22 protein-coding genes are annotated in these 23,873 nt (G+C 66.5%); 12 read left to right on the forward strand and 10 right to left on the reverse strand.

The window, feature by feature from the left end; translation table 11 throughout:
• Nucleotides 1-198 precede the first annotated feature (198 nt).
• Nucleotides 199-1,242: a chemotaxis protein CheB gene (locus tag WBP06_RS02120; protein WP_395331401.1), complete on the reverse strand. Its 1,044-nt coding sequence runs from the start codon at nt 1,240-1,242 to the stop codon at nt 199-201.
• Between the two features lie 202 nt (nt 1,243-1,444).
• Here WBP06_RS02120 and WBP06_RS02125 point away from each other — a divergent pair, with 202 nt between their 5' ends.
• The 9 genes from WBP06_RS02125 to WBP06_RS02165 are packed head-to-tail and all read left to right on the forward strand — an operon-like array spanning nt 1,445 to nt 8,191.
• The gene (locus tag WBP06_RS02125; protein WP_395331403.1) at nt 1,445-1,705 is read left to right on the forward strand and encodes an STAS domain-containing protein; all 261 of its coding nucleotides are present in this window, start codon (nt 1,445-1,447) and stop codon (nt 1,703-1,705) included.
• A complete protein-coding gene (locus WBP06_RS02130) occupies nt 1,702-3,861 on the forward strand; it encodes a chemotaxis protein CheA (protein ID WP_395331405.1) in 2,160 nt (719 codons plus the stop codon). Before WBP06_RS02125 ends, WBP06_RS02130 begins: the two co-directional genes overlap by 4 nt.
• Nucleotides 3,858-4,727, forward strand: coding sequence for a CheR family methyltransferase (locus WBP06_RS02135; RefSeq protein ID WP_395331407.1), 870 nt, complete (start codon nt 3,858-3,860; stop codon nt 4,725-4,727). Before WBP06_RS02130 ends, WBP06_RS02135 begins: the two co-directional genes overlap by 4 nt.
• On the forward strand, nt 4,724-5,749 hold the full coding sequence (cheB, locus tag WBP06_RS02140; protein ID WP_395331408.1) for a chemotaxis-specific protein-glutamate methyltransferase CheB: 1,026 nt from the start codon (nt 4,724-4,726) through the stop codon (nt 5,747-5,749). The genes WBP06_RS02135 and cheB overlap by 4 nt, the downstream gene beginning before the upstream one ends.
• A 4-nt stretch (nt 5,750-5,753) precedes the next feature.
• Nucleotides 5,754-6,338, forward strand: coding sequence for a chemotaxis protein CheD (locus tag WBP06_RS02145; protein ID WP_395331410.1), 585 nt, complete (start codon nt 5,754-5,756; stop codon nt 6,336-6,338).
• Between the two features lie 17 nt (nt 6,339-6,355).
• Nucleotides 6,356-6,727: a response regulator gene (locus WBP06_RS02150; protein WP_132386747.1), complete on the forward strand. Its 372-nt coding sequence runs from the start codon at nt 6,356-6,358 to the stop codon at nt 6,725-6,727.
• Nucleotides 6,728-6,740: 13 nt separating this feature from the next.
• Nucleotides 6,741-7,196: a chemotaxis protein CheW gene (locus tag WBP06_RS02155; RefSeq protein WP_395331412.1), complete on the forward strand. Its 456-nt coding sequence runs from the start codon at nt 6,741-6,743 to the stop codon at nt 7,194-7,196.
• 4 nt (nt 7,197-7,200) lie between these two features.
• Entirely contained in the window at nt 7,201-7,548 is a 348-nt protein-coding gene (locus WBP06_RS02160; RefSeq protein ID WP_395331414.1) for a hypothetical protein, read from the forward strand.
• A 40-nt stretch (nt 7,549-7,588) separates the two neighbouring features.
• Complete coding sequence (locus tag WBP06_RS02165; protein WP_395331416.1) at nt 7,589-8,191, forward strand: DUF938 domain-containing protein; 603 nt, start codon at nt 7,589-7,591, stop codon at nt 8,189-8,191.
• Here the strand turns inward: WBP06_RS02165 and WBP06_RS02170 are convergent.
• The 4 genes from WBP06_RS02170 to WBP06_RS02185 all read right to left on the reverse strand — a co-directional run bounded on the left by WBP06_RS02170 (nt 8,178) and on the right by WBP06_RS02185 (nt 13,777).
• On the reverse strand, nt 8,178-9,515 hold the full coding sequence (locus WBP06_RS02170) for an MATE family efflux transporter (protein WP_395331418.1): 1,338 nt from the start codon (nt 9,513-9,515) through the stop codon (nt 8,178-8,180). The two genes, WBP06_RS02165 and WBP06_RS02170, sit on opposite strands and share 14 nt — an antisense overlap.
• A 34-nt stretch (nt 9,516-9,549) precedes the next feature.
• Nucleotides 9,550-11,154, reverse strand: coding sequence for an FAD-dependent oxidoreductase (locus WBP06_RS02175; protein ID WP_395331420.1), 1,605 nt, complete (start codon nt 11,152-11,154; stop codon nt 9,550-9,552).
• A gap of 1,022 nt (nt 11,155-12,176) precedes the next feature.
• The gene (locus tag WBP06_RS02180; RefSeq protein WP_395331422.1) at nt 12,177-13,436 is read right to left on the reverse strand and encodes a cytochrome P450; all 1,260 of its coding nucleotides are present in this window, start codon (nt 13,434-13,436) and stop codon (nt 12,177-12,179) included.
• Between the two features lie 14 nt (nt 13,437-13,450).
• Nucleotides 13,451-13,777, reverse strand: a complete 327-nt coding sequence (locus tag WBP06_RS02185; protein WP_395331424.1) for a 2Fe-2S iron-sulfur cluster-binding protein — start codon at nt 13,775-13,777, stop codon at nt 13,451-13,453.
• Between the two features lie 162 nt (nt 13,778-13,939).
• Between WBP06_RS02185 and WBP06_RS02190 the strand changes: the two genes are divergently transcribed.
• Nucleotides 13,940-14,590, forward strand: a complete 651-nt coding sequence (locus tag WBP06_RS02190) for a TetR/AcrR family transcriptional regulator (protein ID WP_395331426.1) — start codon at nt 13,940-13,942, stop codon at nt 14,588-14,590.
• Nucleotides 14,591-14,704: 114 nt separating this feature from the next.
• Here the strand turns inward: WBP06_RS02190 and WBP06_RS02195 are convergent, their stop codons facing one another.
• From WBP06_RS02195 to WBP06_RS02215, 5 genes are all read right to left on the reverse strand, one after another.
• Complete coding sequence (locus WBP06_RS02195; RefSeq protein WP_395331428.1) at nt 14,705-15,115, reverse strand: acyl-CoA thioesterase; 411 nt, start codon at nt 15,113-15,115, stop codon at nt 14,705-14,707.
• 74 nt (nt 15,116-15,189) lie between these two features.
• Nucleotides 15,190-16,119 (reverse strand): 1-phosphofructokinase family hexose kinase, encoded by a 930-nt coding sequence (locus tag WBP06_RS02200; protein WP_395331430.1) that lies wholly within the window; start codon nt 16,117-16,119, stop codon nt 15,190-15,192.
• Nucleotides 16,120-16,236: 117 nt separating this feature from the next.
• Entirely contained in the window at nt 16,237-18,360 is a 2,124-nt protein-coding gene (locus tag WBP06_RS02205; RefSeq protein ID WP_395331432.1) for a putative bifunctional diguanylate cyclase/phosphodiesterase, read from the reverse strand.
• Between the two features lie 293 nt (nt 18,361-18,653).
• Nucleotides 18,654-18,824, reverse strand: a complete 171-nt coding sequence (locus WBP06_RS02210) for a hypothetical protein (protein WP_395331434.1) — start codon at nt 18,822-18,824, stop codon at nt 18,654-18,656.
• 71 nt (nt 18,825-18,895) lie between these two features.
• On the reverse strand, nt 18,896-20,488 hold the full coding sequence (locus WBP06_RS02215; RefSeq protein ID WP_395331436.1) for an isocitrate lyase: 1,593 nt from the start codon (nt 20,486-20,488) through the stop codon (nt 18,896-18,898).
• Nucleotides 20,489-20,636: 148 nt separating this feature from the next.
• Here WBP06_RS02215 and WBP06_RS02220 point away from each other — a divergent pair, with 148 nt between their 5' ends.
• Nucleotides 20,637-22,025: a short-chain fatty acyl-CoA regulator family protein gene (locus tag WBP06_RS02220; protein WP_395331438.1), complete on the forward strand. Its 1,389-nt coding sequence runs from the start codon at nt 20,637-20,639 to the stop codon at nt 22,023-22,025.
• Nucleotides 22,026-22,167: 142 nt separating this feature from the next.
• Nucleotides 22,168-23,721, forward strand: coding sequence for a class I adenylate-forming enzyme family protein (locus WBP06_RS02225; protein WP_395331440.1), 1,554 nt, complete (start codon nt 22,168-22,170; stop codon nt 23,719-23,721).
• The last annotated feature ends 152 nt before the right edge of the window (nt 23,722-23,873 follow it).

Here is a 23,873-nt window from a genome sequence, read left to right on the forward strand (position 1 = left end):
GGTTGTCCGGGCTTTTGCCCGGGCGCCATTCGCATCCGCGAATGGCTTGGCGGCACCGGCCCACTCCCCCACCCACGAGTGTATCCTGATGAGTGGTCGGGTGGGAGAGTGGGTCGATGCCGCAGGAGAGGCGGGCGCCCAAGCGCTCAAAGCTTTACGCTCCGTCGTCCCCGCGAAGGCGGGACTCCGCTTCCTTTTCTACCCCTCGGCCGAGCCGCACTGCCCCAGCACATCGGCCGCCAGCTCTTCCAGCTTCAGCTCCGCATCCACCGCGCCGGCTTCAACCGCCGCCGCCGGAGCCTGCGGCACCGTCGCCGTGCCGCGATCCTGCGCCAGCGTGCGGCATCCCGCCGCCTGCAACAGCTTAAGCCCCTTGGCGCCATCCTCGCCCATGCCGGTCAGCACCGCGCCGATTGCGGGCAGTCCGCCGCGCGCGATCGTGCCGAACAGCAGCGTGGCGGAAGGCCGGAAGCCCTCCACCGGATCGCGCTCCACCATGCGCAGCCTGGCCGGGCTGCCGGGCTCCACGATCACGTGCTTGCCCGGATTGAACGCGATGTGGACGGTGCCCGGCGTCAGCTCCGCCCCGTCTGCCGCTGCCTTCACCGCGCAGGCGCAGTCCTTGTCGGCGCGGGCGATGAACATCTCGGCCAGCGCGGGCTCGGTCTGGAGGATGATGACGGTGGGCGGGCAGTTCTTCGGATAGTGTCCCAGCACTTCGGTCAGCGCGTCCACGCCGCCCATCGATGTGCTGAAAGCGGCAATCTTGCCGTTGGGCGCATAGCCACCTGCGCCGGTGCTTTCGGCCTTCGGCGCGCGATGGCGCGGGCGGTCGCGCACGTTCGAATTGGCGGCGGCGATCACGATCTTCCCCAGCTTGCCCACCGTCTTGGCGAACTGTTCGGGCGTGGCTTTCAGCGGCTTGGGAAAGCATTCCACCGCGCCCAGTTCGAAGGCCTTCAGCGAGGTTTCCGTGCCACTTTGCGTTAGGGCCGAGAGCATCACCACCGGCATCGGGTTGGTGGTCATGATCTCTTCCAGGAACTCGATCCCGCTCATCCCCGGCATCTCCACATCCAGCGTGACGACGTTGGGCCGCAGTTCGGCGATCTGGTCGCGGGCCTCCGCCGCGCTGGCGGCGGTGCCGACGACGACGACGTTCTTGGATTGCTCCAGCACGTCGCAGAACAGCGCGCGCATCGCGGCTGAATCGTCGACCACCAGGACGCGGGCGTCATGCATGAGGGGTTCGCCTTTTCGGAAGTGAGTCCGAACGATCCGATAGCCCCCAGCCTGAGACCAATTCCCTTAGCCGCCATAAGGGCATCGCCTGAGTTTGCGGCAAACGCCGTGTTGGCATCGTCGTGGCTAGGACAGGGCGTTCGGCGCGCATTCCGCATCACGTGGGCGCGGAATCGGGGCCACTCAAAAAACGGGGTTTCTCATGACCAGCATCACTTTGCCGGCCCGTTGCGACCGGGCGGCCGCCGAAGCGCTCTGGCCCGAACTCGTGGCCGCGATGGGCAATGCGCCAACGCAGATCGACGGCACCGGCGTTGCCCATGTCGGGCAGGCGGTGCTGCAATTGCTGGTGTCCGCCCGACGAAGTGGGGGTGGGGCGCGGATCACGGCTTCGCCCGCGCTGGAGGAAGCCGCGCGGCTGACCGGCCTGATCGCCGAACTGTTCGAGGAGCCGGCGCTGTGAGCCCCGAGGAAATCCAGCAGATCTTCTTCGCGGAGTGCGAGGAATCGCTTTCCGCTGCCGAAGCGGGCCTGGCGGCCTGCCGCGAAGGCACGCAGGACGCCGATACGGTGAACGCGGTGTTCCGCGCCGTCCATTCGATCAAGGGCGGAGCGGGGGCGTTCGGATACATCGCGCTTCAGGCCTATACGCATACGTTCGAGACGCTGCTGTCCGACGTGCGCGAGGGGCTGGTGGCGATCGAGCCCAAGCTGGTGGACCTGCTGCTGCGCGCGCTCGATACCCTGTCCGATCATGTCGAGGCCGCTCGCGAGGGTGGGGCGCCGCCCCCCGATGCGGCGCTGATCGCCGAGATGGAAGCGGCGATGGCCGTCGGCGGCGCCGGTGCCGGCCATGCCGCCGTTGCGGAGCCCGAACCCGAGCCCGAACCGGCATCCGACGGAGCCGACGATTTCGGGCTCGATCTCGATGCCCTGCTGGACGATCTTACCGGCGGTTTCGACACAGCGGCCGCTGAGGACAAGCGCTGGAACGTCCATTTGCGCCCGCGTGCGGGTGCCATGCGCAACGGCAGCGAGCCGCTGCTGATGCTGCGCGAAATTCAGGCGCTGGGCGGGCAGGTCGAACGCTGCGATGCTGCGCCGGTGCCGCCGCTCGACAGTCTGGTGGTGTCGGAAGGCTATCTTGGTTGGACTTTCTCGATGCCCTCTGACGTTGCCGAGGACGCGGTGCGCGACATCTTCGACTTCATCGGTGACGATTGCGCGCTGGCTTTCGGCAAGGATGAAGACATTCCCCTCGTCGAACTTTCCATAACGGCGCCCGAACCAGTCAGCACGCCCGCCAAGCCGGAAGCGGCGTCCGCATCGCCGCCGGTTGCGCCGCCCGTGACCGCCGCCCCGACGCAGGCACCGGCCGCAACCGGCCAGTCGATCCGCATCGACCTGTTCAAGCTGGACCGGCTGATCGACCTTGTGGGCGAGCTGGTGATCGCGCAGGCCATGCTGGACCAGCGGCTGGAAGGGGCGGGCGTCACCGCGACCGAGGAACTGTCGCTGCTCGAAAGCCTGACGCGTGACATTCAGGAAAGCGCCATGTCGATCCGCGCGCAGCCGATCGGCAGCGTGTTCAGCCGGGTGCCCCGCATCCTGCGCGATCTGGCCGCGACCACCGGCAAGCACGTGAAGCTGGAAGTCTTTGGAGAGACCACCGAGCTGGACAAGACGGTGATCGAACGGCTGGGCGAACCGCTCACCCACCTGATCCGCAACGCGGTGGACCACGGGATAGAGACGGCGGAGGAACGCATCGCCGCCGGCAAGTCGCCCGAAGGCACACTGACGCTTTCGGCCGAACATCGTTCGGGCCGCATCCTGATCTCGATCGGAGACGACGGCGCCGGCATCAACCGCGAACGCGTGCTGGCCAAGGCCGTGGAGAAGGGCATCGTCGGCGCCGATGTGCAGCTTTCGGCGGAAGAGATCGACAACCTGATCTTCGCGCCCGGCTTCTCCACCGCGCAAGTGGTGTCCAACATCTCCGGCAGGGGCGTGGGCATGGACGTGGTGCGGCAGAACGTGAAGGATCTGGGCGGGCGCATCACTATCGACAGCACGCCCGGCAAGGGCACGACTTTCCTCCTTACCCTGCCGCTGACCCTGGCGATTTCCGATGGGATGATCGTCAACGTGGGCGACCAGACGCTGGTGGTGCCGCTGGCGCATGTGGTGGAGAGCCTGCGCCCCGAAGAAGGGGCGGTGCAGGGCCTTGGCTCCAGTCAGGCGATGCTCAACGTGCGCGGGCGGTTCATCCCGGTGATCGCGCTGAAGGATGCGTTGGGTTCGCCGCTGGGGGCGACTTCGCCCGAGGAAGGCGTCCTGGTCGTGGTCGATACCGAAAGCGCCGGGCAGGCCGCGCTGCTGGTGGATGACATTCAGGACCAGCGCCAGTTCGTGATCAAGAGCCTGGCGACAAACTTCCGCGTGGTGGAAGGCGTGGCCGGCGCGACGATCCTGGGCGACGGGCGCGTGGCGCTGATCGTCGATGTCGACAGTCTGGTGGCCTGCGCGCTGCCGCAGCAGGACCGCCCTAATCACGACCGCCCCAATCACGACAGGCCCAATCACGACCGATCCGGCCATGAAAGACACGCCGCGTGACCGTTCCGGCCCTCACCATGGATCCGATCCCCGGCATCAGCCCGGACATTTACAGCGCGCGCGATTTCGCGGCGGTGTCGAAGATCGTCTATGACGAGGTCGGCATCGTGCTGCCGCAGGGCAAGGCGATGCTGGTCTATTCGCGGTTGGCCCCGCTGGTGCGGTCCACCGGATCGGTCAGCTTCGGGCGCTATATCGAACTGATGCGGATAGACGGGGCGGAGCTGGCCCGTGCGGTGGCGGCGCTCACCACCAACCACACGTTCTTCTATCGCGAGGCGCATCACTTCGAACATGTCGCGTCGGAACTGCGCCCGCAGCTTATCCGCAAGCTGCACGCCGGGCAGCCTGTGCGGCTGTGGTCCGCCGGATGTTCCAGCGGGGAAGAGACATGGTCGATGGTCATGACCCTGCTGGGCCCGGACCGAAGGCAGGGGCTGGACCTGGCGCGGCGCGATCTGGCGGTGCTGGCCAGCGACATCGCCCCCCATGCGCTGGCCAAGGCACGGGCAGCGACTTACGCGGCCAAGGACGTGGAGCCGGTGCCCGCCGACCTGCGCACGGTGTGGAGCAGCACGCGGGGGGATGAGACCATCATGGCGGACCCGGTCCGCTCGATCGTGCGCTTCCGCCAGCTGAACCTCCTGGGCGATTGGCCGATGAGAGGCCGTTTCGACGCGATCTTCTGCCGCAACGTCATGATCTATTTCGACGGCCCCACCAACGAGCGGCTGGTTGCCCGCTATGCGCAGGCGCTCAACCCCGGCGGCTTTCTCTACATCGGCCATTCCGAACGCGTGACCGGTCCGGCTGCCGCCATGCTGCGGCTGGTCGGTCCCACCATCTACAAAAGGAACGAGGCGTGAGTATCCGGGTCCTGATCGTCGACGATTCCGCCACCATGCGCGCGATCCTGATGTCGCGACTGAGCGAGCAGCACGATATCGAAGTGGTCGGCACCGCGTCCGACGCGGCAGAGGGGCGGGCGCTGATCAAGCGGCTCGATCCCGACGTGGTCACGCTGGATATCGAGATGCCGGGGATGAACGGGCTCGATTTCCTGGAAAAGATCATGACCCTGCGGCCGACGCCGGTGATCATCGTTTCCGGCGCCACGCAGGAGGGCAACGACGTTACCGCGCGTGCGCTGGGGCTGGGGGCGGTGGGCTGCTATTCGAAGTACGACCCCACCGGCAAGCTGGCCCTGCAGGACGGCGGCGAACTGGCCGAACTGATCCGCGATGCCGCGCAAGTGAAGTTCCACAAGCCCGGCAAGACCGCCCCGGTGGTGGCCGAGGAGAGCAGACGTTCGATCCGGCGCGATACCCGGCTGATCGCCATCGGCGCCTCGACCGGGGGGGTGGAGGCGCTGCAGGTGCTGTTGCGCGAATTTCCCGCCGATTGCCCGCCGACCATGATCGTCCAGCACGTGAACCCGCGCTTCGCGCCGGCCATTGCCCGAACCCTGGATCAAGCCGGCCCGGCACAGGTGCAGGTGGCGGAGCCCGACATGCCCCTGCTGCCCGGCCACGTCTATCTGGCGGCCACGGCCGATCATCACCTGACCGTGCGCGGCGGCGCCACCCTCACGACGCGGCTGCGGCGCGGGCCGGCCGTCAGCGGCCATGTGCCCAGCGTCGATGCGCTGTTCGCTTCCGTGGCGAAGGAGGTGGGGCCGGGCGCTGTCGGCATCCTGCTCACCGGCATGGGGCAGGACGGCGCGCGCGGGTTGCTGGCCATGAGCGAGGCGGGCGCGCACACCATCGCGCAGGATGAGCAGACCTGCACCGTGTTCGGCATGCCGCGCGCGGCGATCTCGCTGGGGGCCGCGCGCGTCGTCGCCCCGATCGGGCGCATCGCCCGCCATGCGTTCAACAAGGCGGCCTGAGGCAATGACTTTCCAGCCCACGCCGACAGGCCCTGCGAGCACCGGAGAGCCCCTGCGCCTGACCGTGCTGCAAGGCCAGTTCAAGGTCAGCGCCGGGCCGCGTGTGGAACTGGGTACCGTGCTCGGCTCCTGCGTTGCCAGCTGCCTCTACGATCCGGTGGCGGAGCTGGGGGGCATGAACCACTTCCTGCTGTCCGAACCGCCTGCCAGCCACACGCGGGGCGAGGTGGACGTGCATTACGGCGTCTACCTGATGGAGATGCTGATCAACGAGATGCTGTCCTACGGCGCGCGCAAGGATCGTTTGCGCGCGCACTTGTACGGCGGTGCCAATATCCGCGCCGGGATGCAGCGGATCGGCACTGCCAACGCCGAATTCGCGCGCGGGTTTCTGGTGCGGGAGCGGATCGAGCTGGTGAAGCAGGATCTGGGCGGCGCCAGTGCCCGCCGCGTCGATTTCCGCCCCGCCTCGGGACTGGTGCGGTGCCGCACCGTCGCCGCGTCCGACGCGCCCGATTCCGTTGCCCAACCTGCCGCTGCGCTGGCCCCCGCCCAACTGGCGCAGCGCGGCGAAGTCGAACTGTTCTGAAGGAAACGAGGCCCCTGATGTCCAAGACCACCCGTGTCCTCACCGTCGACGACAGCGCATCGATGCGCGCGCTGCTCAACCATGCGCTGTCCACCAACGGCTTCGATGTCGCGCAGGCGGATGACGGCATGTCCGCGCTGGAATGGCTTGCCGCGAACGAGGTGGATGTCGTCATCACTGACATCAACATGCCCCGGCTCGACGGGTTCGGCCTGATCGAGCAGGTGAGGGGCGGCACCCGCCATCGCGATCGGCCGATCCTGGTCCTCACCACCGAAAGTTCGGACGAGAAGAAGGCCCGCGCCCGTGCCGCCGGGGCCACCGGGTGGATCGTCAAGCCGTTCGATACCGACAAGCTGGTCGCGGCCGTGCGCCGCGTCGCCCACTGAAAGGCCGAAAACCATGCATCGTGAACTCATCACCTTCGAAGTCGCCGGCCAGATCTTCGCGCTGGACATCATGTCGATCCGCGAGATCCGGGCATGGACCCCGGTAACCCCGATGCCGCGCGTGCCGCATTACGTAGCGGGGGTGGTCAACTTGCGCGGCACCGTGCTGCCGGTGATCGACCTTGCCGCCCGGCTGGGCTGGACGCCGACCGAGGCGACGCCGCGCCACGCGATCATCGTCTGCCAGGTGGACGGACATGCGGCCCATACGCAATCGCAGGGGCTGATCGTCGATTCGGTATCGGACATCGTGGCATTCAATTCCGAAGCCCTGCAGGCCCCGCCCAGCGCCGGCCGGGACGAAGTGATCCCGTTCCTCGAAGGGCTGGTGGCGATAGAGGATCGCATGGTCATGGTGCTGGACCTGCAGGCGCTCAGCGCGTCGGACGCACCGGTCCTGGCGGCGTGAACGGATGATCCACGATGCCAAATTAATGGTGCCGAAGTTCGTCGCCATGGCCGACGTGCTGGTGGAACTGGGCGCAGAGATAGAGGCGCTGGGCGAAGTGCTCTGCCGGGACGAGGACTTTGCCGCGCGGCATGTGCGCGAACTTCAGGCGATCGACCTGATCGCCCAGAAGCAGCGCGCGCTGGCCGCCATCGTCGCCGCCGGGTTCAGCGCGGCGGAGATGCGCCGGATCAATCTGGAAGCACTGCACCAGCGATTCTGCGGCTTTCTGGACGATAGCGAGACGCTGTGCGAAGTGCCGCTGGACCCGCCAGAGCCTGACGACATGGACTCGCTGGGCTTGTGGGAGTGAGCTTCTTGCAGGCGTAATCGGCCGGGGCTACCCCCACGCCATGTCAGACCTTCGCCGTACCGCACCCGCCGTTGCCCGCAATCGCGATCCGATCCTCGATCTCCTGCCCGATATCCTGCCGCCATCGGGCACGGTGCTGGAAGTGGCCAGCGGCACAGGCGAACACGCGGTGCACTTCGCGCGCGGTCTTCCCCACCTTGACTGGCAACCCAGCGATCCGGATGCCGATGCACGCGCGTCGATTGCGGCGTGGCGTGAGGCGGAGAGCGTGCCCAACCTCCTCGCGCCACTGGAAATCGACGCCGCCGCGCCGGATTGGCCGGTTTCCCATGCCGATGCGGTGGTCTGCATCAACATGATCCACATCAGCCCATGGGCGGCGACTGAAGGATTGATGGCGGCGGCGGGACGGTTGCTGCCCGCTGACGCACCGCTGGTGCTCTACGGCCCCTATCGGCGCGAGGGCCATGCGATCGAGCCGAGCAATGCCGCTTTTGACGAGGATCTGAAGCGCCGCAATCCGGCATGGGGGCTACGCCTGCTGGAAGACGTCGCGCGGCGGGCGGAGGCGCAGGGCCTCACCCTCGAACGCGTGGTGGAGATGCCGGCGAACAACCTTACGGTCGTTTTCAGGAAGCGCTGAAGCTGCTCCGGACCTTGCGCGGCAGCACGGCCAACTGGCTGCCCGCGCGGGCGACGAAGAACAGCGTGAAGGCCGTCCACAATCCCGCATTGCCCAGCGGGTGCAGCAGCCAGATCAGCGCGCCGTAGATGGCCATGGATACCGCCATCGTCCCCAGCATCGCCCGCGTCCAACCCGCGCCCACGAAGACGCCGTCCAGCACATAGGACGCATAGCCGGCGATGGGCAGCACCATGACCCACGGCACGAACTGCGCGGCGCGGGCGATCACGGCCGAATCGGTGCTGAAGCGCGCGGCCAGCGCCTCTCCGCCCAGTACATAGCCCAGCGTCAGCGCCAGAGCCGTGACTCCGCCCCAGAACAGCGCGGCGCGAACGGCGGCGTTGAAGCGGGATCGCTCGCCGGCGCCCAGCGCCTCGCCACAGAGCACTTGTGCGGCGCTTTCGAACCCGTCGAGGATCAGCGTGGCCAGCATGAACAGCTGGAACAGGATGCCGTTGGCGGCCAGCGTCACCGGCCCGCCCTGCGCGCCGGTGCGGGCGAACAGCAGCAGCACCGCCGTCAGCAGCAGGGTGCGCAGGAACAGATCGCGGTTCAGCGCGAACAGGGCGGCCAGATCGGCGCGGCGCCACGTCACCCGCTGGCGCATGGCGGCGAAGGCGGCGCGCGCGGCCGGACGGTTGAGCACGATCACGGCGAGGACGAGGAACTTGAACCCCTCGCTCGTCAGCGTCGCCGTCGCCACGCCGGAAACGCCCCAGTGCATCACCAGCACCAGGAACAGATCTAGCGCGATGTGGACCGCATTGGCCGCCACTTCCACCACCAGGATGTGGCGCACCAGTCGCTGGCCGATCAGCCAGCCTACCAGCACGCAATTGCCCAGCCACAGCGGCGCCGCCCAATAGCGGATGGCGATGTAGTGCTGTGCGCTTTCGCGCACCGCCGCCTTGGCATCCAGCAAGTCCAGCCCCAGCGGGATTGCCAGCGGCATCGCCGCGATCAGCAGGGTGCCGATCCCCAGCGCCACCGCCATGGCGCGCGCCAGCGTGGCCGCCTGTGCCTGCGCGTCGCCACGGCCCGCCCCTTGTGCCGTCAGCGCCACGGTACTGGTGCGCAGGAAGTTGAAGACGTTGAGCAGCGCCATCATGAACTTGGCGCCCAGTTCCACCGCGCCTTGCGCCGGCGCGTCGCCCAGCCTGCCGATCGCCCACATGTCCGCCAGACCGAACAGCGCCGTGGCCAGATTGGTCAGCATCGCGGGCAGGGCGATGGACCAGAGCAGGCGCGCCTGTGCGGTGTCGGGGCGGGAGAAGCGGGGCAAGCGGAACCTGTCGGGGTAGAGTGGAGCGGCCCGCCTATCCGACCATGTGGCGCACGGCAATCATCCCGAACACCGCGCCGACGCCGGCGGCGAAGCCGGGGGCAATGTCGTTGGGCCCGGAAAGCGGCGCGGTACAGCCGCCGATGGCGTAGAGGCCGGGGATCGGGCGAAGATCGCCGCGCAGCACTTGCGCATGGGCATCGACCAGCACGCCGCCGCAAGTGCCCAAGCTTTCCGCGCGCAGCGGAACGGCGAAGAACGGCGGCTGCGAGATGCGCCCCAGGCAGGGATTGGGGTATTGGCGCGGATCGCCGTGATAACGGTCGTAGGCGGAGGCACCCTTGGAAAACTCCGTGTCCTTTCCATGGGCGGCCATGCCGTTCCAGTGCGTCACGGTGGCGTGAAGGCCGGCGGGATCGATGCCGCAGGCGCGGGCAAGCGCATCCAGCGTGCCGGCCTTGAAGATCGTGCCGTCGCGCAGCCGTTCACGCGGGAGCGTTCCGGCCCGAAACGGACCGAAGCGGTAAAGTGCGCGATGGTGGGCGTCGCAGATCGCCCAGGCGCCGGGCGCGTCATCGGTCGCTCTCTGTCTGGCAAGGCAGGCGCGTCCTACTTCCATCGGTGGAGCGGCCTCGTTGACGAAGCGGTTGCCCCGCGCGTCCACCATCACCAGGTGGGGCTTGGCCAGTGCCGGCAGGACGATCAGAGCCGGCGGTGCCCGTTCGGAAGCGAGGCGCACGAAGCGCCAGGCTTCGTTCATCCAGGCGGTGCTGGCGCCAAGCCCGGTCATCGCCGAAATCGCATCGCCGACACCGTCCCCATCGCTGCCTTGCGATGCGTTGGGTGCCACGCGGCCGCTGGCCACGATCACCCCATGGCGGGCACGAACGCGGCGGTGCCAGCTTTCGCAATCGATCATCGCGCCGTTCACGCGGCCGCGTTCGCTTTCCAGACCCAATAGCGCGGTGCGGGTGCGGATTTCGGCGCCCAGTTCCAGTGCGGCCAGCAGTAGCCGCGCCTGCAATGCCGCGCCCGCCGTGAACAGCTCCTGCGCGCGCACTTTGCCGGCAAGCCGCCGCCAGCGCAGCCGCACCGCGCCCAGTCTGCCTTCCCACGTCGTGCCGGTGCGGCCAAGCCGTGCCAGTTCGGATGCGCGCGCCGGGATCGGCAGGCTTTGCGGCCGGATGCGCCGGCGCCAGGAGCCAAGCCTTTCCGCGTCGATCACCGATGTTTCCACCGCGCGCCCTTCGGCATGGCCGCCGGGCAGGGTGTCGTAATGGTCAGGATAGCCTTCGCAGCGGTGCAGCGGCACGCCGCGCGCATCGTAGAGTGCCACCAGCGGCGCCACCCCGTCGACGAAGGCGGCGCGACGCTCGGGCGTGGAGGCGGGGTCCCCCTCGGCCACGAAGTTGGCAAGGTAGTGGAGCGCTTCGCCGCGCGAATCAAGTACGCGGTCGCGCCGCATCAGCGGGCTGTTGGGCAGCCAGAGCATTCCGCTGGACAGCGATGAAGGGCCGCCGACCAGCAGGTCCTGCTCGATCACCAGCGTATCCAGGCCGGCCATGCGCGCGGCAATCGCGGCGGTAAGCCCGCCGATCCCGCTGCCGACGATCAGGACGTCGCATTCGATATCCGGCATCTCGACCAGTCCATTGTCCCGGCGATTCGAACCTTTGGCTCCCGCGAATCACCTGCCGCTTTTGCTTAAGCTTCAAGTTGATACGACTAATGCTGCAACTGCGCAAAAATCGCCGGGCGGATGGCCGAACGAACTGCGCCCCTGTCCTCGTTTTCCGAAGGACAGGGGCGCGAATTCAAGATATGCAAATAATGCTGCACCTGCGAAGGTATCGGCGCGCCGGAGAGTTTTTGACTCTCCCCGGCGCGCTCTCTCCCAACACCGGTAAGGCCGATAACAGCCCTTCGCCTTGCACCTTGAAACATTTTTCCGGTTTCGCAAAGTCTGAATTTGCATCGGCGAATAATGGACCGGTTAACTGTGGCCGACTGTTGCATTGCTGCAGCATCATCGGGGCCGGTGCAGACGGGGTTTCGGCAGCCTGTTCGCGGTGAAGGCATAATCGGGCGCTGCGTATTCGCCCAATTATCTCCGTTTTCGGTCGGTTAACCAATGCAGCAATGCGCGGCACTGCCGCAGTTCTCTTGCGGAAAATCCGGATGACACGACGCTGAATTCACTCGAATTTGGATCGATCCCGCCTTTCCAGCGGTTTGCCGCGATGCGATCCTGCACATCCGCTTCAGACAGCTTCGCGCTCCAGACCAGGGAAGGCCGCTGATCGAAGACAGATGTTCTCATGGATAATGGATTTGGGAGAGGATTGCCCCAGCCTTGCCGGCATCACCGGCCGGCAGCGCCGCGCGCATCGCGGCCCGTAGCTGAGGCAACGATCATCCCGTGTTTTCCGCCGGAGAGTCCTTCGAGGTCGCATGGGTCCCGGTGGACCGCAGGGGGGCAGGGCGCGCGCAAGGGGCGGCGCGGATTCGTCCCGGCGGCGCAATTCGGCAAACGACTTGCGCCGCCGCCCCCGCCTTTTTCCCCAAAAGATCGGTACGGTCAGGCTCGGGAAACGGGCTGGAAACGGAAAACGGGGGCTGCTTCCCGCCGCCCCCGTTTTCCGTTTCTGCTGACGCCGGTATTTACCAGACCAGCGGCACTTCTTCCGGCCCGATCACGCCGCCGGGGCGGTACTCGATCCGGGTGCCGGGCTTCAGTTCGAAGTTCGGGATGCGCTTCAGCCATTCCTGCAGCGCGATCTTCACTTCCAGACGGGCAAGGTGCCCGCCCATGCAGCTGTGCACGCCCACGGTGAAGGCCAGGATGGTCTTGCGTGGACGGTCGAAGTCCACCGTCAGCGGATCGGGGAAGACTTCGGGGTCGAAGTTGCAGGCGGGCAGGATGAAGGTGACGCGATCGCCCTTCTTCATCTGGACGCCGCGCATTTCGTGATCCTTGTCCAGCACACGGCCGGAGAAGGTGACCGACCAGCGGCGCAGCAGTTCCTCGACGATCTTGTCGATGTCCTGGGGGCGATCGATGATCTCCTGCCGCTTTTCCGGGTTCTCCGCCAGCCAGGCCCAGATGTTGTTCAGCGTGGCGAACACGGTGTCCAGCCCGGCGATGAACAGGAAGCAGACGAAGCCGAAGATCTCCTTTTCGGACATCGGCACGCCGCCCGGTTCGGCATGGGCGATCCGACTGACCACGCCGTCGTCCGGATTGGCCTGCTTTTCGGCGATGGCTTCCTTCAGATAGGCAGTGATGTTGCGCATCGCTCCGCCCATGATTGCGCGGTCGTTGGAATGGAGCAGGTCCATCGCCCAGGACACGAACGTATCGCGCATGTCCTGCGGCAGGCCCATGATGTCCAGGAATACGGCGACGGGCAGCGGACGGCCGAAATCCTCGGTAAATTCGCAAGTGCCACCGGCGGCCACCTTGGCTTCGATCTCATCGATCAGGGCGTTGGCGCGTTCGCGGATCAGCCCTTCCAGCTTGAGCACGCCCTGCGGGCTGAACACCGGATCGACGATGTTGCGATACTTGCGGTGGTGCGGCGGATCGATCTCGATCGGGATGAAATAGAAATAGTCGTCCGGATCGCGCGGGAAGGGCGTGGCGCCTTCGTTCGAGAACACTTCCGGATGGCGCAGGCCGAACAGCGCATCCTCATGCTTGGTGAGGTGCCACATGTTGCCCATCGGACTGACGTCGTAATAGATCGGCGGCTGCTTTTCGTGCAGCGCGGCCATGAAATCGTGCGGGGAGGCCAGGAATTCCGGCCCGAAGGTCAGCCCCACCTGCCGCACCAGATCGGCGGGCACGTGATCGGGAACCTGATCCATCCCCACATGGCGCGGGAAGCTGGGCGGAACGGGGTTGGCGGCGTCGATCGGCATCGTTTCTCTCCCGCTTAGAACTGGTGTTCGGGAAGATGGACGACCAGCCCGTCGAGCGCGTCGGTCATCACCATCTGGCAGGACAGGCGGCTGGAAGGCTTCACCTCGTCCGCCGCGGATTCGAGGAGTTCTTCCTCTGCCTGCGAAGCCGGGCCGCCCACCGTGCCGGTCCATGCGTCATCGACGTAGCAGTGGCAGGTGGCGCAGGAGAGGCCGCCGCCGCATTCGCCGGTAATCCCGTCGATCCCGTTGTAGAGGGCGCCCCGCATGACGTTTTCGCCGGCTTCGACCTCCACCGTCGTCGCGTGGCCGGAATGGTCGACGTAAGTGACCTTGGGCATCTTGCTCTCCTGAATTCCTGTCCGTCGCGTTGCTTTGAGAACGCTGTTCTCGATTTTGTAGCGCGAAGCGAGGCGACGAGTCAATCTCGCCTCCATCGCCGTGCGCGGGGGCGGGGCTGGACCATGCGGTGCGGAGGCGATAACCCTTTGGCGATGGCCACCATGAACCAGAGCCTCGACCAGTCCGTGGTCTTCGACGATGTCGCCGAGGATCGCACGCGCAGGCTGATCGCCGCCGCGCATGATCTGCTGGACGAGGCGGGGCTGGAAGGGCTGACCATTCGCGCCGTGCTGGCGCGCACGGGACTGGCGCGGCGGGCGTTCTACGAACGATTCCAGGGCAAGGACGATCTGGTCCTGGCGGTGTTCGATGCCACCTTGCGCGCTGCCGCGCACCAGTTCCGGGCGATGACCGCCGATGCCGCCGGCCCGGCCGAAGCGCTGGAGGGCGTGGTGCGCGGCATCGTGGTGGGGCAGGCGCAACTGGGGCAGATGCCGGTCGCCGGCGCCCATTTGCGCAGCGCCGCGCTCAGCCGGGAACACTTGCGGCTGGCGCAGCAGCGCCCGGCCGAACTCAAGGCGGCGCTGGAGCCGCTGCTGGACCTGATCGCGGGCTATATCGCCGAGGGGATGGCGGCAGGCGTGTTTCGCCAGGCCGATCCGCCGCTGCAGGCGCGGCTGATCTACAATCTCGTTTCGACCACCGTGCACACGCTCTTGCTGGAAGAGGAGGGCCGCGCCCCCGATCGTGCCGAGCGAGAGGTACTGGCAGAGGCGATCTGGTCGTTCTGCTTAAGGGCGATCAGGGTTTAGTTGGGCGGGGCATCGGCCCACCTCGTTAAGGGAGAGGGCTACGAGGTCTGGTGAGCCACAGGTGAACTTAGCAGCAGCGGGGTGGCCCAACGCAACCCGGCAGACGCGAACTGCCTACTCGACTTCCTCAGTCGAGAAGAAGCGCTGGATCACGTCACGCGCCAGTCGCGCGGGGCGCATGGTATCGGCATCCAGGCAGCACCAGCTGGACTTGACCTCTGCCAGAACTTCCTCACCGCGGCGGATCACGGTTTCGTAGAATGCGCGCGCGCCCTGCACCTTTTCCAGCAGGACCGTGGCGATCACGTCATCTTCCAGGAAGGCGGGCTTGCGGTACGTGATCTCATGCTTGATCGCGACCCACAGGTGCTGCGTGATCGCTTCCGTGGGCGCAATCGCGCGCCAGTGATCGAGCACGGCAGCCTGCACCCACTTCAAGTAGCTGGCATTGTTGACATGACCCATGAAGTCGATGTCCTCGGGATCGATGCCGATCGGGAAGCGGTGGGGAATCGCGTAGTTCACGTATACGTCAATAGCACCTCGCCGCGGCGCGAGATAGCGTCTTTGATGGTGCGCCGTGCGGTTTCCTCACGGCCTCAGGCCGGCTCCACCATTTCCAGCAATCGTGCGATGTCGGTGGGCCGCGCAAGGTCGGTACCGGCGCGCAGGACGGCGGCGGAACCTGCGGCAAGGCCGATGCGGAAGGCCGCCAGATCGTCGTCCCCCCGGCACAGCGCGTGGACCATGGCCGCGACGAAGCTGTCGCCGGCGCCGACTGCGCTGGCGGCATCGATCTTCAGTGCGGGAAGGAATCGGGTTCCCTCTGCATGGGCCAGCAGCGCGCCTTCATGGCCCATGGTGACGGCGACGAGACGCGCCTTGCCGGCTTCCACGATGTCCATCGCTGCCTTGCCGATCGCCTCATGCGTGTCGAGCGTGCGGCCGGCGTGCTGCGCCAGTTCGCCCTGGCTGGGTTTCACCAGCAGCAGTTCGCCCTGCTCGATCCCGGCGGCCAGGGCCGCGCCGGAAGTGTCGAGCACGATCTCTATCCCCTTTGGCCGCAGCAGACGGGTGACTCGGGCGTAGAAGTCGGTCGGCACGCCCGGCGGCAGCGATCCGCTCATCACCATCACGTCGCAATCGGCCTCTGCCAGCACCTCCAGCACGTGGGTCCATTCCGCCTCGCTTACCTGCGGGCCGGCGGGGGTGAAGCGGTATTCCTTGCCGGTTTCGTGCTCCAGGATGTCGGCGGCAATGCGGGTGGGCCCCTCGATTTCGATCCGGGTGCGAACCAGTTGGTGCAGGTCGATCAGTCCGTCCAGCGCGGGGCCGGTGGCGCCGCCGGAGAGGTAATAGCTGCGCGCGTTGCCGCCCAGGCGCACGAAGACGCGGGCCACATTGATGCCGCCGCCGCCCGGCGCATAGTGTTCATTGTCGGTGCGCATCTTGTGCGTGTGGCGGACCTTTCCGACGTCGTACGACACGTCGATCGTCGGGTTCATGGTCAGCGTGGCGATGCTTTTCATCAAGCGGCTCCGTGGCGGGGGGAGGGAGGTCCGGACTGTGCGGACCATGCCCGGCATCGCGAATGGGCGTCAAGCGGAGCGGGCCCCAGCTTGGGCCAGACCGCAATGCGGCTCGCGTCAGGCTGCGTCGCGGCTGCCGGTCTCGCGCGCTTCGAAGGTGATCGTGCCGGCCGGGCCGGGGCGGCCGAACAGGAAGCCTTGCCCCTGCGTGCAGCCTTCGGTGCGCAAGTACTCGCGCTCCATCTCGCGCTCGATCCCTTCGGCCACCACCGCCACGCCCAAACTGCGGCCCAGGCCGATCACGGCGCGGATCACCGCGCGCGAATTGGCCTCGCGCTGGAGGTTCAGGATGAACGACTTGTCGATCTTGATCTTGGTGAAGGGGTAATTGAGCAGGTAGCTGAGCGAGGAATAGCCGGTGCCGAAATCGTCCAACGAAATGCCGATGCCGAAGGCGCGCAAGTTGCGGATGATCGCGGCCGGGCGAGGGCCGCGTTCCATCAGCACGGCCTCGGTGATTTCCAGTTCAAGCCGTTCGGCCGGAAGTCCCGATGCGGAGAGTGCGTTGATCACCGTGCTCAGCAGGTTGCCGTTGCGGAACTGCAGGGGCGAGACGTTGACCGAAAGGCGCACTTGCGGCGGCCATGTCATTGCCTCCCGGCAGGCCGAATTGAGCACGAAGCGGCCGACCTGATCGATCAGACCCAGCTCTTCGGCCAGCGGAATGAACACTTCGGGGGAGACCAGCCCGCGCTCGCGATGGTCCCAGCGCAGCAGCGCTTCGCAGCATTCGATCTCGCCGGTCTCCAGATTGACCAGCGGCTGGTAATGGACCGCCAGCCCGCCTTCCTGAACCGCCTTGCGCAAGTCCTTCTCAAGCCGGCTCTTGGCCTGCGCGGCCTCGTCCATGCGGGCTTCGAAGCCACGGCACGAACCGCGCCGCTCTCCCTTCGCGGCATAGAGCGCCAGATCGGCGTAGCGGAGCAGGGTCTGCGGATCGGTGGTATCGTAAGGGGCGCTGGCAAAGCCGATGGTGGCGCCGATGTGCAGCATGTTGCCGTGCACGAAGAACGGCTCGCTCAGTGCCGTGATGATCGACTTGGAAACCAGTTCCGCCTGCGTCTGGCTGGAACGGCGGAAGATGATCGCGAATTCGTCGCCGCCGATGCGGCAGAGCAGCGCGCCGGGCGGAATCAGTTCGCGCATGCGCCGCGCCGCATCGGTCAGCAGCATGTCGCCGAAGTGGTGGCCGTAGGTGTCGTTCACCGCCTTGAAGTGGTCGAGGTCGACGAAGGCCAGCGTCACCGTGTCCGCCGGGGAGGCGTGTTCCAGCACCTGGCTCAGGTATTCGCGGCAATGCGCGCGGTTGGCCAGGCCGGTCAGTTCGTCATGCCGGGCCATGTGGGCCATGCGCTGCTCGATCCGGCGCCGTTCGGTCACGTCGACGATCGAGACGATCGTCACCGTCTCGTTCTCCAGCTGCGAAAGCCGGGTGGAGACCATCGCCTCCACCGTGCCGCCATCGCGGCGGAGCAGGCGCCAGCAGGAATCGCCTTCGGGGCAATCGGTGGCCAGCATCTGCGCGGCCGTTTCGCGGTCGGGCGCGGAAAACAGGCGGACGGCTTCGATGCCGGCGATCTGTTCGCCGGAATAGCCGAACAGGCGGCAGGCGGCCTCGTTGGCCGAGCGGACGGCGCCGGTGGCATCGTCATAGACCAGCATGGCCAGTGGGTTCTGTTCGAACAGCAGGCGGAAGGCTTCCTCGCGCTGCTTGATGTCGGTGATGTCCACCCGCACGCCGATGGTGCCGCCGCTTTCGGTCTTGCGTTCCTCGATCAGGATGCAGCGGCCGTTGGAAAGGCGCTGTTCGTGGCGGCAATCGGGCTGGCGCAGCTTGGCCACGCGTTCGGCCAGCCATTCCTCCTCGCGCCCAATCGCCTCGGGATAGTCCCCCCGCGCCACGCCGATGCGCAAGGTATCGCCCAGCTTCTCGCCCCGCTTCAGCAGGTCGGCGGAGCGGCAGTAGATTTCCTCGTAGCGGCGATTCCACAGGATGTAGCGATCATCCTCGTCGAGAATCACGATTCCCTGCGGCAACGCCTCTATGGCGTCGCGCAGCAGACGTTCGGCGCGCGAGGCGGCGGCAAGGGCGGCCTCGAGCGATTCGTGCGCGTCCGCGATCGCCGGTTCACCCGCCGTTTCGCTTGCATCGCCTTTGAATTCGTCCCCAGGAATCAACATGGTGCCCCCAAGCTGGCAGCTGAGGATATAGGCAAGCCGTTAATTTTCTTGTCAATGCGGATGCGACGGGACGAGCGGGCGCGACCAATATGCGCGAGTATCGTTTCTGCCCGCCTATCCCGGCGATCCGGATATTCCGATAGCCGATGAAAAAGCCCGCCGCACAAGAAGTGCGACGGGCGGCTTTCCTCCCCAGGAAAGGTCTTGAGTGGTCCCGCCCGGCTTTTGACCAAGGCGGGATTTCGGTGCCGGTTGATCCTCCGGCACCATCATTCTTCGTATCCGGTTATCGCTCAGCGCCGACCGGCGCTCCCGAGACGATGATAGAGGTTCGAGTACTGCGACGAGATCGGATCGTCCTCATGCGCGCGCATGTAGAAGAGCACGGCTTCCTGCAGCAGCTTGAAATCCTGGTTCGAAAGCACCGCGCGGGCGCGGGCCGGTTCGGTGGTCATGGTGGTCATCTACCTTCCTTTCCTTGCTTGGCGGCCGCGGACGGTTCCCGGCGACCTTCGAAGTTCGTCTCTTTGCGCTGTCAGGCAGCGAACTGGTTCATCGTGTTGTGGGCGCCGCCGGCCTTCAGTGCGGCCTCGCCGGCGAAGTATTCCTTGTGGTCGTCGCCGATGTCCGATCCGGCCATGTTCTGGTGCTTCACGCAGGCGATGCCCTGGCGGATTTCCTGACGCTGCACGCCCTTGACGTAGCCGAGCATGCCCGCCTCGCCGAAATACTCCTTCGCCAGATTGTCGGTCGACAGTGCGGCGGTGTGGTAGGTCGGCAGGGTGATGAGGTGGTGGAAGATCCCCGCCTCGCGCGCCGCATCCTTCTGGAAGGTGCGGATGCGCTCGTCGGCCTCGTTACCCAGTTCGGTGCCGTCATAGTCGACACTCATCAGCTTCGCCCGGTCATAGGCGCCCGTGTCGCGGCCTTCCGCTTCCCAGGCATCGTAGACCTGCTGGCGGAAGTTCAGCGTCCAGTTGAAGCTGGGCGAGTTGTTGTAGACCAGCTTGGCATTCGGGATCACCTCGCGGATGCGGCTGACCATTCCGCCGATCTGGCCGATGTGCGGCTTTTCGGTTTCGATCCACAGCAGGTCCGCACCGTTCTCCAGCGCATGAATGCAGTCGAGCACGCAGCGATCCTCGCCGGTTCCGCTGCGGAACTGGTAGAGGTTCGAAGGCAGGCGCTTCGGACGCATCAGCTTGCCGTTGCGGGTGATCAGCACTTCGCCGTGGCCGACCTGGCCCGCCGCGATCTCCTCACAGTCGAGGAAGCTGTTGTAGCGGTCGCCGATATCGCCCGGCTCGCGGGTGAAGGCGATCTGCTTGGTCAGCCCGGCGCCCAGCGAGTCGGTGCGTGCCACGATCAGGCCCTCATCGACGCCCAGTTCCATGAAGGCGTAGCGGACGGCGCGGATCTTCGCGATGAAGTCCTCATGCGGGACGGTGACTTTGCCGTCCTGATGGCCGCACTGCTTCTCGTCCGAAACCTGGTTCTCGATCTGGATGCAGCAGGCGCCGGCCTCGATGAACTTCCTGGCGAGCAGGTAGGTCGCCTCGGCATTGCCGAAGCCCGCATCGATATCGGCGACGATCGGCACGACATGCGTTTCGTGGTTGTCGATGGCGTGCTCAAGCCGCTTGGCCTCCACCTCGGCCCCCGCCGCGCGCGCCTTGTCCAGATCGCGGAACATCATGCCCAGTTCGCGGGCATCGGCCTGGCGCAGGAAGGTGTAGAGTTCCTCGACCAGCGCCGGAACCGACGTCTTCTCGTGCATCGACTGGTCGGGCAGGGGCCCGAACTCGCTGCGCAGCGCCGCGACCATCCAGCCCGAGAGGTAGAGGTAGCGGCCCTTGGTGGTGCCGAAATGCTTCTTGATGGAGATCATCTTCTGCTGGCCGATGAACCCGTGCCAGCAACCCAGCGACTGGGTATAGTTGGCGGGATCACGGTCATAGGCGGCCATGTCCTCACGCATGATGCGTGCGGTGTAACGCGCGATGTCGAGGCCGGTACGGAAGCGGTTCTGCAGGCGCATGCGCGCGACCGATTCCGCTTCGATGCCGTTCCAGTTGGGCTCGGTGCCAATGGTCTGGCCGGCTTCGGTGATCTTGCTCTGGTAGGTCACTGCCAAAAGTCCCCGTCGAAAATGTGATTGGGCGATGACCTGGAGCTAAGCCCGATTTGTGCAGCGCGGAACGGGCTGCGAAGTCCGGTTGTCAAACTTTACAGATATTCCTTGTAAAGAAGTGCAGGTGTGACAAGCTGCGGAAGTCATGGCGGAAACACGACCTCTCTACCTCGGCCCGCGGCTGCGCCGTCTGCGCCGCGAATTGGGGCTGACTCAGCAGGCGATGGCGGACGATCTGGAGATCTCGCCCAGCTACGTCGCGCTGCTGGAGCGTAACCAGCGCCCGGTGACGGCGGACATGCTGTTGCGCCTTGCGCGGACCTATCGGCTGGACATCGCCGATATCGCCGGGGACGATGGCGAGGATTACGCGCGCCGCGTGGGCGACGTACTGCGCGATCCGCTGTTCGCCGATATCGATCTGCCGTCGCTGGAAATTGCCGACCTCGCGATGAGTTTTCCCGGCATTTCGGAGGCGCTGCTGCGGCTTCACGGTGCTTACACCCGCGAAAGTCAGGCTCTGGCCGAGCAGCGCGCCTCCGGCCCCGCCGCCGAGGAGAACGAACCGGTGCGCGAGGCGCAGCGCTTCCTTGGAGCTTCGCGCAACTACTTCCACGCCATCGACTTGCGGGCGGAGGAATTGGCAACCGAGATCGAGCAGGCGGGCGGAGCGGTCGCATGGCTGGCCGCCAAAGGCGTGCGCGTGCGCTTCCTGCCGCCGGACGTCATGGTCGATTCGCTGCGGCGGTTCGACCGGCACAACCAGCAATTGCTGATCGACGACACGCTCGGCGCCTCAAGCCGCGCGTTCCAGATCGCCACGCACATCGCCCATACTGCGATGCGTGGCGATATCGTTGCGGTCGTGCGCGCCGCCGCCTTCGCCCAGACGACCACGGCGACTTTGGTGCGGCGGGCGCTGGCCGGCTACGCGGCGGCGGCGATCCTGATGCCCTATGCCAAGTTCGCTCGCGAGGTCGAGGCACGGCGATACGATATCGAGGCGCTCTGCGGACTGTTCGGCACCAGCTTCGAGCAAGTCGCCCACCGCCTCACTACGCTGCACCGGCCGGGCGAGGAGCGCGTCGGCTTCTTCTTCCTGCGCGTGGACGAGGCGGGCAACGTCTCCAAGCGGCTGGACGGCGCGGGCTTCCCCTTCGCGGCGCATGGTGGCGGCTGTCCCTTGTGGTCGGTCCATCAGGTGTTCCGCTGGCCGGGCGAGGTCCGCACGCAGTGGCTGGAATTGCCGGACGGCCAGCGCTTCTTCTCGATCGCGCGCACCGTGACGTCGGGTGAGGGGCGACACGGGCGGATGAAAGTCACCCGCGCCGTCGCGCTGGCTTGCGCGGCAGAAGAGGCGGGCAAGCTGGTCTATGCTGCTGGCGATGAGCCGAAAGTCACCCCCATCGGCGTCACCTGCCGCCTGTGCCAGCGCGCCGACTGCGCCGCGCGCTCGGTGCCGCCGATCGGACGGGACGTGCTGGCCGACGACTATCGCCGCGCCGCGCAGCCCTATACGTTCTCCGAAAGCTGATTGTTCTCCATTACGAATTTAAGTTCGCAAATGTGACGATTCCGCCCCGGCGATGGAGGCGCGTCCATGCTTGCGATCTAGCTTCCCGGCACGCAGGATCGCGCCGTCACAGGGCAGAGACCCCGGCGAGAGGATGAGTGCATTGAGCAGCGAAGGCACGCCGGGTGCGGCCCGGACCTTTCCCGAATTGATCCGCTCGGCCGCAGCGGCCTACGGCGATGCGGTGGCGATCACGCTGGAGACCGAGGCTGGCACGGAGAGTGCCACGTTTGCGGACCTTGACCGCCGCTCGGCCGAACTGGCGTGCGGACTGCTGGCACGCGGTGTAGGCAAGGGCGCGCGCGTCGGCTTCATCTTCGGCAACGGTCCGGGTTTTGCCGTGGCACTGGCGGCAATCGCCCGGATCGGCGCAGTCGCGGTGCCGATCAGCACGATGATCCGTGCCAACGAACTGGTCCGCGTGCTTCGCCAAAGCGACGTGCTGGGCCTGATCGTTCAGCGGGAGATGCTGGGCAAGGACCTTGTCGCGCGGTTGGTGGAGGCGCTGCCGGAATTGGCGGCGCAGACTTGCGGTGCGCTGCGCCTGCCGCGCGTGCCTTACTTGCGCTGGGTGGTGTCGAGTGGGGATGGGTTGCCGTTGGGCGTGGCGCCGATAGCATGGCTGGCCGATGCCGGCGCGGACGTCAGTGACGACCTGCTTCGCGAAGTCGAATCTGAAGTCCATCCGACCGACCAGATGATCGAGATCTATACTTCCGGCTCGATGGCGCTGCCCAAGGGCGTGCGTCATCTCCACGGTGCGGTCATGGCGCGCAGCCATTGGCTGGTGGAGATGCTCGGCGTGCAAACCGGCGAGGAACGACCGGCGCAATTGCCGATGTTCTGGGTGGGCGGGCTGATGCTGTACCTGCTGCCCGGTTGGGAGCGTGGCGCGGTTACTACCTGCACCGAACGCACGCTTAGCAACAGCCGTTTCGCCATGGGGTCCGTGCTGGCGGAGGAAGACCTCGAACGCATCCGGGGGCCGCAGCCGTGGTGGGGCCTGGGCATGAGCGAGACGCTGGGGCCCTATGGCTGGGGCGACGAGTTCCGCGTGCCCGGCCGCCCGGTCTGTGCGCCGATGGATCACTTCGCCCCCGGCTACGACATTCGCATTGCCGACGAAGACGGCCGCTCGGTGGGGGATGGCGAAGTGGGGGAAATGCAGGTGCGCGGCCCCGCCGTCGCGCCTGCGCTGCACAAGATCGATCCTGCCGAGCACTACACGGCGGACGGATATCTACACACCGGCGACCTCTGTCTTGTCGAGGATCGCGCGGATGGTCGTCGCATCCATTTCGTGGGGCGGGGCGGGGACATGATCAAGGTATCCGGCTCCAACGTTTCGCCCGCCGAGGTGGAGATGGAATTGCAGGCGCTGGACAGTGTGCACAGTGCCTATGTCGTCGGCCTGCCGGATCGCGAGCGCGGCGCGCTGCTGGTGGCGGCGCTGGTTCCGCGCGATGGGGCAGTGCTCGATATGACCGCCATCGAGGCGCGAATGCGCGACAGTCTTTCCGGCTACAAAGTGCCGCGCGCCTGGGTGGAACTGACGCGCGAGGACGTGCCGTTGCTCCATTCCAACAAGGTCGCTCGGCGCGAGATCGCACGGATCGTGGCGGCGCGGTTGGAAGCCGAAAGAGTTGGCAGCGCCTAGACGGCACGCCATCGACAGCACGCCATCGACAGCACTTTGGCCATTGGCCTCCAAGCCCGTCATCCCCGCGAAGGCGGGGATCCCGCTTTCTTTTGCGAGCGCGGCGGAAGGAAGCGGGGCCCCCGCCTGCGCGGGGGCGACGGAGTGTGGTT

The sequence above is a fragment of the Novosphingobium mississippiense genome, from assembly GCF_044029535.1.
In the GTDB taxonomy this organism is placed as follows: domain Bacteria; phylum Pseudomonadota; class Alphaproteobacteria; order Sphingomonadales; family Sphingomonadaceae; genus Novosphingobium.

Coding starts and splice junctions, on each gene's coding strand:
- WBP06_RS02190 (WP_395331426.1), top strand. CDS start 13,940: ATGAACCAGAGCCTCGACCAGTCCGTGGTCTTCGACGATGTCGCCGAG.
- WBP06_RS02200 (WP_395331430.1), bottom strand. CDS start 16,119: ATGAAAAGCATCGCCACGCTGACCATGAACCCGACGATCGACGTGTCG.
- WBP06_RS02185 (WP_395331424.1), bottom strand. CDS start 13,777: ATGCCCAAGGTCACTTACGTCGACCATTCCGGCCACGCGACGACGGTG.
- WBP06_RS02145 (WP_395331410.1), top strand. CDS start 5,754: ATGACTTTCCAGCCCACGCCGACAGGCCCTGCGAGCACCGGAGAGCCC.
- WBP06_RS02165 (WP_395331416.1), top strand. CDS start 7,589: ATGTCAGACCTTCGCCGTACCGCACCCGCCGTTGCCCGCAATCGCGAT.
- WBP06_RS02180 (WP_395331422.1), bottom strand. CDS start 13,436: ATGCCGATCGACGCCGCCAACCCCGTTCCGCCCAGCTTCCCGCGCCAT.
- WBP06_RS02175 (WP_395331420.1), bottom strand. CDS start 11,154: ATGCCGGATATCGAATGCGACGTCCTGATCGTCGGCAGCGGGATCGGC.
- WBP06_RS02205 (WP_395331432.1), bottom strand. CDS start 18,360: ATGTTGATTCCTGGGGACGAATTCAAAGGCGATGCAAGCGAAACGGCG.
- WBP06_RS02160 (WP_395331414.1), top strand. CDS start 7,201: ATGATCCACGATGCCAAATTAATGGTGCCGAAGTTCGTCGCCATGGCC.
- WBP06_RS02220 (WP_395331438.1), top strand. CDS start 20,637: ATGGCGGAAACACGACCTCTCTACCTCGGCCCGCGGCTGCGCCGTCTG.
- WBP06_RS02150 (WP_132386747.1), top strand. CDS start 6,356: ATGTCCAAGACCACCCGTGTCCTCACCGTCGACGACAGCGCATCGATG.
- WBP06_RS02210 (WP_395331434.1), bottom strand. CDS start 18,824: ATGACCACCATGACCACCGAACCGGCCCGCGCCCGCGCGGTGCTTTCG.
- WBP06_RS02155 (WP_395331412.1), top strand. CDS start 6,741: ATGCATCGTGAACTCATCACCTTCGAAGTCGCCGGCCAGATCTTCGCG.
- WBP06_RS02125 (WP_395331403.1), top strand. CDS start 1,445: ATGACCAGCATCACTTTGCCGGCCCGTTGCGACCGGGCGGCCGCCGAA.
- WBP06_RS02120 (WP_395331401.1), bottom strand. CDS start 1,242: ATGCATGACGCCCGCGTCCTGGTGGTCGACGATTCAGCCGCGATGCGC.